General features: G+C 66.4%; 1 protein-coding gene. It reads left to right on the top strand.

Annotated elements, in window-relative coordinates; genetic code table 11:
* The first annotated feature begins 85 nt into the window (after nt 1-85).
* A complete protein-coding gene (locus FFS35_RS19810) occupies nt 86-1429 on the top strand; it encodes an IS1182 family transposase (RefSeq protein ID WP_137788478.1) in 1344 nt (447 codons plus the stop codon).
* Nucleotides 1430-1510 lie beyond the last annotated feature (81 nt).

The following is a 1510-nucleotide window of genomic DNA, read 5'->3' as shown; positions in this document are numbered from 1 at the left end:
ACCGAACGAGACTGTTGAAAAATGGCTGCTTGCGATGGTGACGAGGGCGTGATTCACTCCTGCAAGGCGGCAGGGGGTCACGGACATGATGGGTCGGCAGGTGGCACAGGGCGCACTGTTCTACGGGTTCCAGCTCGACGACCATGTGCCGGCCGGCCACCTGCTCCGACGCATCGACGGGCTGCTCGACTTCGGCTTCGTGCGCGAGGCGCTGGCGGCGAGCTATAGCACGAGCGGGCGGCCCTCGATCGATCCGGAACTGATGCTCAGGATGCTGTTGATCGGCTACCTGTTCGGCATTCGCTCGGAACGCCGCCTGTGCGAGGAGGTGCACCTCAATCTCGCCTATCGTTGGTTCTGCCGGCTCGATCTGGCTGACCGGGTACCCGACCATTCGACTTTCTCCAAGAACCGGCACGGCCGCTTCCGCGCCTGCGACCTACATCGTCTGCTGTTCGAGCAGGTAGTCGCGCGGTGCGCCGCGGCCGGACTGGTAGCGGGGCGCGACTTGGCGGTGGACGGCAGCACGATCATGGCCGACGCCAGTCGCGAGAAGAGGCTGAAGGGGGCCGACGCCGCAGACGAGCTCCGTGCCGGGGAAAGCATATCGCGACCCGTCGCCGAATATCTGGCGGCGCTCGATGCCGCGTTGCCGCCAAATCCCGATGAACCTGTGTCCGTCGATCCGACCAGCATCTCGCCGACCGACCCGCAGGCGGCGCTCACCTGCAAGCACGGACCGGCGCGCTACGCATACGCCATCAACCCCCTGCTCGACCTCGACACCGACTGCATCCTCGACGTGGAGGCGACGCCTGCCCGCTTCGCAGCCGAGGTGGCGGCGACCCGGACACTGGTGTCACGCGCCGGCATCAGGCTGGGCATCGAACCCGCCAGTCTCTCGGCCGACAAGGCTTATGGTAGCGGTCCGCTGCTCGGTTGGCTGATCGACCGGAACATAACGCCATACATCCCGGTCATCGACCGGACCCGCCAGCGGGACGCCTTCTTCACCCGGGATGCCTTCCGCTACGACCGGGAAGTGGATGCCTACCGCTGTCCGGCGGACAAGCTGCTCGGCTATTGCGGCACCAACCGGACCAAGCAGGTGCGCGTCTACCGAAGCCGGCCGGCCGATTGCGCCGCCTGCGAGCTGAAGCCGCAATGCACCATCGGTCCGAAGCGGGGTGTCACCCGGCTTGTCAACGAGGAAGCCCGCGATACCGTGCGCGCCCTTGCCGGCACCGACGCCTATGTGCACGCACGTCGTCGAAGACAGCGGATCGAGCGCGTGTTCGGCCACCTGAAACGCAACCTGGGGCTACGAACGCTCAAGCTGCGGGGCCTGGTAGGAGCCGCCGAGGAGTTCACCATGGCCGCCGCGGCATACAACCTTCAGCTGCTCGCCCGGCAAGCCGCGCCGGCCTGATACGCGGCGCATCATTCGGTGTCCGGCATCGCCAGCCATCCGCCACGCCGATTTCGCGCAGGCCTTTTTCAACAGTCTCGA

The organism is Sphingomonas sp. 3P27F8, from assembly GCF_005502745.1.
GTDB lineage: Bacteria > Pseudomonadota > Alphaproteobacteria > Sphingomonadales > Sphingomonadaceae > Sphingomonas.
This window is presented reverse-complemented; position numbering and strand designations above follow the sequence as displayed.

Coding starts and splice junctions, on each gene's coding strand:
- FFS35_RS19810 (WP_137788478.1), top strand. CDS start 86: ATGATGGGTCGGCAGGTGGCACAGGGCGCACTGTTCTACGGGTTCCAG.